Annotated in this window: 5 protein-coding genes; 4 read left to right on the top strand and 1 reads right to left on the bottom strand. The window is 67.3% G+C overall.

Features of this window, described 5'->3' with window-relative positions; translation table 11 throughout:
- Window positions 1-151 precede the first annotated feature (151 nt).
- Complete coding sequence (locus UK23_RS06755; protein WP_156212887.1) at window positions 152-502, top strand: hypothetical protein; 351 nt, start codon at window positions 152-154, stop codon at window positions 500-502.
- A 49-nt stretch (window positions 503-551) separates the two neighbouring features.
- On the opposite strand, the gene UK23_RS06750 is transcribed toward UK23_RS06755, so the two are convergent.
- Window positions 552-818 (bottom strand): GlsB/YeaQ/YmgE family stress response membrane protein, encoded by a 267-nt coding sequence (locus UK23_RS06750; protein ID WP_045310514.1) that lies wholly within the window; start codon window positions 816-818, stop codon window positions 552-554.
- A gap of 135 nt (window positions 819-953) precedes the next feature.
- On the opposite strand from UK23_RS06750, the gene dxr reads away from it, so the two are divergent.
- The 3 genes from dxr to ispG form a co-directional block, all read left to right on the top strand.
- Window positions 954-2084: a 1-deoxy-D-xylulose-5-phosphate reductoisomerase gene (gene dxr / locus UK23_RS06745; protein ID WP_045310513.1), complete on the top strand. Its 1131-nt coding sequence runs from the start codon at window positions 954-956 to the stop codon at window positions 2082-2084.
- A 6-nt stretch (window positions 2085-2090) separates the two neighbouring features.
- Window positions 2091-3302: a M50 family metallopeptidase gene (locus UK23_RS06740; protein ID WP_045310512.1), complete on the top strand. Its 1212-nt coding sequence runs from the start codon at window positions 2091-2093 to the stop codon at window positions 3300-3302.
- Window positions 3303-3353: 51 nt separating this feature from the next.
- Window positions 3354-4371: flavodoxin-dependent (E)-4-hydroxy-3-methylbut-2-enyl-diphosphate synthase (ispG, locus tag UK23_RS06735; protein WP_045310516.1), on the top strand; the 1018-nt coding region annotated here is incomplete at its 3' end.

Genomic DNA, 4371 nt, shown 5'->3' with positions numbered 1-4371 from the left:
GGTGATTCACGCTCAGAGGGACAGCTCGCGGCACCTGGTGCGGATCTGGCGCACCGACGGCGACGAGCCGCTCGCCGTGTTCGACACCCTGCCCCGCGATGAGGAGCGCGATCCGTCGGTTGGCCACCACGATGAAGCTATCGTTCGGGCCGTGACGACGATTACCGTGACGCTGCAGGACGATGACCCGGAAGTGCTCGAGCAGCAGGTTCGTCTGCTGCGCGACGAGGTGCGCGACCTGGACGCGGACGTCGACCTCGCACCCGGACCGCCCGCCCCCGAGGACGCCAAGGGCGACCTGCGGATGTCCCACACGATCGTCGTCACGGACATGACCTCGCCGGTGCTGGCCGAGCTCGGCCGGGTGCTCGCGGCGTTCGCCGACCGGGGCGGGCGCAAGATCGTCGTGCGGGACGGCGACCGGACGATGGAGATCCAGGGGCCGCTCGACGACACGGCGCGGCAAGCGGTCGAGTCGTTCTTCCGCAAGGAGCTCGAATGACGAGAGGCCGTCCGGGTGTCACCCGAACGGCCTCAAACGTCTCTTGCGGCTACACGCGGCTTCGCCTGCCGGTCACCAGGCGGTAGATGCCGAGCAGGATCAACGATCCGACGATGGCGAGCAGCCACGTCCGGAGATCGAAGAACGAGCCGAGGTCGGTCCCGAAGAGCGCGGATCCGATGAATCCGCCGAGGATCGCCCCGACGATGCCGATCAGCATCGTGATGATGATTCCGCCAGGGTCACGGCCAGGCATGATCGCCTTGGCGATGGCGCCGGCCAGCAGACCGAGCACGATCCATCCGAGGATGCCCACGGAGAGTCTCCTTCCATCCGCTTGTCGCGAAGGGAATGCCCCCGAACTGGCGACTTCACGCCTCCAAAACCACTCCGTTATCAAAGTAACGGGCTGTGCCGGGCTCTCAGGCACTCTCCGGAACAATGAGGGGCGATGAGTACTCCACGCACTGTCCTGATCCTGGGATCGACCGGCTCCGTCGGCACCCAGGCGCTCGACGTCATCCGGCGCAACCGCGACCGCTTCCAGGTCGTCGGGCTCGGCGCGGGTGGACGTCAGCTGGACCTGCTGAAAGAGCAGGCAGCCGAGTTCGGCGTCGGCACGGTCGCCGTCGCGAACGGCGCTGACGTACCCGGCGTCAAGACGTTGACCAGCATGGTCGACCTGATCGAAGCCTGTCCGGCGGACGTCGTGCTCAACGGCATGGACGGCTCGCGCGGGCTCGAGCCGTCGTTGAAGGCGCTGGAGACGGGCGCCACGCTCGCGCTCGCCAACAAGGAGTCGCTCATCGCGGGCGGGCCGCTCGTGCTGAAGGCGGCCAAGCCGGACCAGATCGTGCCGGTCGACTCGGAGCACTCGGCGCTCGCCCAGTGCCTGCGCGGTGGCGCGCCGCACGAGGTGCACAAGCTGGTGCTCACGGCGTCCGGTGGGCCGTTCCGCGGCAAGACCCGCGCCGACCTCGAAGCCGTCACGGTGCAGCAGGCCATGGCGCACCCGACGTGGTCGATGGGCCAGGTCGTCACCATCAACTCGGCGAACCTGGTGAACAAGGGCCTCGAGCTGATCGAGGCGCACCTGCTGTTCGGCGTGCCCTACGACCGCGTCGACGTCGTCGTGCACCCGCAGTCGATCATTCACTCGATGGTGACCTTCACCGACGGCTCGACGCTCGCCCAGGCATCGCCGCCTGACATGCGTCTTCCGATCTCACTCGGTCTCTCCTGGCCCGAGCGCGTGGCCGGTGCCGCGCCCGCCTGTACCTTTGACACCGCCACCTCGTGGACGTTCGAACCGCTGGACAGCGTCACGTTCCCCGCGGTCGAGCTGGCGCGGCAGGCGGGAACCGCGGGCGGATGCCTGCCCGCGATCTACAACGCCGCGAACGAAGAGGCTCTGGCCGGTTTCGTCGCGGGCAAGACGTCGTTCCTGTCGATCGTGGACACCATCGGCCAGGTTCTCGGCGAGGCGAAAGACTGGCAGAACGACCCCGCGGACGTCGCGGAGGTCCTGGCCGCCGAGGACTGGGCACGCGCACGTGCCCGCGAGCTGGTTGGAAGGAACTGAACTCTCGTGAACACACTCATCAACGCCCTCGGGGTGCTGCTGTTCGCGTTCGGCATCGCGGTGTCCATCGCGCTGCACGAGTTCGGGCACCTGCTGACCGCGAAGGCCTTCGGCATGAAGGTCACCCGCTACTTCATCGGCTTCGGCCCGAAGCTCTTCTCGTTCCAGAAGGGCGAGACGGAGTACGGCCTGAAGGCGATCCCGGCCGGCGGCTTCTGCGAGATCACCGGCATGACCGCGCTTGAAGAGGTCCACCCGGACGACAAGCCGCGCGCGTTCTACAAGCAGAAGGTCTGGAAGCGCGTCATCGTGCTCTCAGCGGGCTCCATCACGCACTTCCTGCTGGGCTTCATCATCCTGCTGATCCTCGCGATGACGCTGGGCCTGCAGAACAACAAGGACCTGCCGGTCCTGGCCCAGGTCTCCGACTGCGTGCAGGACTACACGGTCCCGTTCGACGCGCCGTGCCCCGCGAGTGCCCCGTCCCCGGCCAAGAACGCGGGCCTCAAGCCCGGCGACCGGATCGTCTCGATCGCGGGCAAGCCGATCGCGACCTGGACCGACATGCAGAAGGTCACGCGCGACCTCAGCGGCCCGAACGAGTTCAAGGTCGTGCGCGACGACAAGGAGCTCACGCTCACCGTCGACGTGCCGAAGGTCAGCCGCCAGGTCTCCGACGGCAAGGGCCACGTCGAGATCAAGCAGGTCGGCGCCATCGGCGTGATCGTCCAGCAGACCTTCGTCTACGGCCCGGTCGACGCGGTCCCCGCCACCCTCGCCTTCACCGGCGACATGTTCGTGAACACCTGGAAGGGCCTCATGCGCTTCCCGGAGCGCATCCCGGCCGTGGTCAAGGCCATCGGCGGCGGCGAACGCGACCTCGACACCCCGATCTCGGTCGTCGGTGCCTCGCGCCTGGGCGGCGACGCGGCGGAACGCGGCCTCTGGAACTTCTTCATCCTGATGCTGGCAGGCCTGAACTTCTTCGTGGGTGTGTTCAACCTCCTGCCGCTGCTGCCCCTTGACGGTGGTCACATCGCCGTCAACCTCTACGAACGGGTGCGAGACTGGATTCGGAAGCTGCGCGGGAAGCCCGCCGGCGCCCCGGTCAACTACATGCGCCTGTTGCCGCTCACCTACGTGGTCATCTTCATCGGCGGTGCCATCACGCTGCTGACCGTGACCGCCGACATCGTCAACCCGATCAGGTTGCAGTAGAAGTGATTTACGAAAGGTGCAAAACCCATGAGTGACGGCGTGATGCTCGGAATGCCGGCACTGCCGCCGCCGGTGCTGTCGGAACGTCGCAAGACCAGGCAGCTGATGGTGGGCAACGTCGGTGTCGGCAGCGAGTTCCCCGTCTCCGTCCAGTCGATGACGACGACCCTGACGTCGGACGTCAATGCGACGCTGCAGCAGATCGCGGAACTCACCGCGTCGGGCTGCGACATCGTCCGGGTCGCCTGCCCCTCGCAGGACGACGCGGACGCCCTGCCGGCGATCGCGAAGAAGTCGCAGATCCCGGTGATCGCGGACATCCACTTCCAGCCGAAGTACGTCTTCGCCGCCATCGAAGCCGGCTGCGCGGCGGTTCGCGTCAACCCCGGCAACATCCGCAAGTTCGACGACCAGGTCAAGGAGATCGCGGCCGCCGCGAAGGACCACGGCACCCCGATCCGGATCGGCGTGAACGCCGGTTCGCTCGACCCGCGTCTGCTGAAGAAGTACGGCAAGGCCACCCCGGAGGCCCTCGCCGAGAGCGCGATGTGGGAGGCCTCGCTCTTCGCGGAGCACGACTTCCACGACATCAAGATCTCGGTGAAGCACAACGACCCGGTGGTCATGGTGCGTGCGTACGAACTACTGGCAGAGCAGTGCGACTACCCGCTGCACCTGGGCGTCACGGAGGCGGGCCCCGCCTTCCAGGGCACCATCAAGTCCGCCGTCGCGTTCGGCGCGCTGCTGCGCCAGGGCATCGGCGACACGATCCGCGTGTCGCTGTCCGCTCCTCCGGTGGAGGAGATCAAGGTCGGCCACCAGATCCTCCAGTCGCTCAACCTGCGCCCGCGCAAGCTGGAGATCGTGTCCTGCCCGTCCTGCGGCCGCGCCCAGGTCGACGTCTACACGCTCGCCGAGCAGGTCACCGCAGGTCTCGAGGGCATGGAGGTGCCGCTGCGCGTCGCCGTCATGGGCTGCGTCGTCAACGGTCCCGGCGAGGCCCGTGAGGCCGACCTGGGCGTGGCGTCCGGCAACGGCAAGGGCCAGATCCTGTCTCTTATACACATCT

The sequence above is a fragment of the Lentzea aerocolonigenes genome (genome assembly GCF_000955955.1).
GTDB classification, from domain to species: Bacteria; Actinomycetota; Actinomycetes; order Mycobacteriales; family Pseudonocardiaceae; genus Lentzea; species Lentzea aerocolonigenes_A.
Note: the sequence above shows the minus strand (reverse complement) of the source record. Positions and strands in the feature narration are given on the sequence as shown.

What these genes read in the sequence shown, in the direction of transcription:
- dxr (WP_045310513.1), top strand. Translation starts at nt 954, where the DNA reads ATGAGTACTCCACGCACTGTCCTGATCCTGGGATCGACCGGCTCCGTC.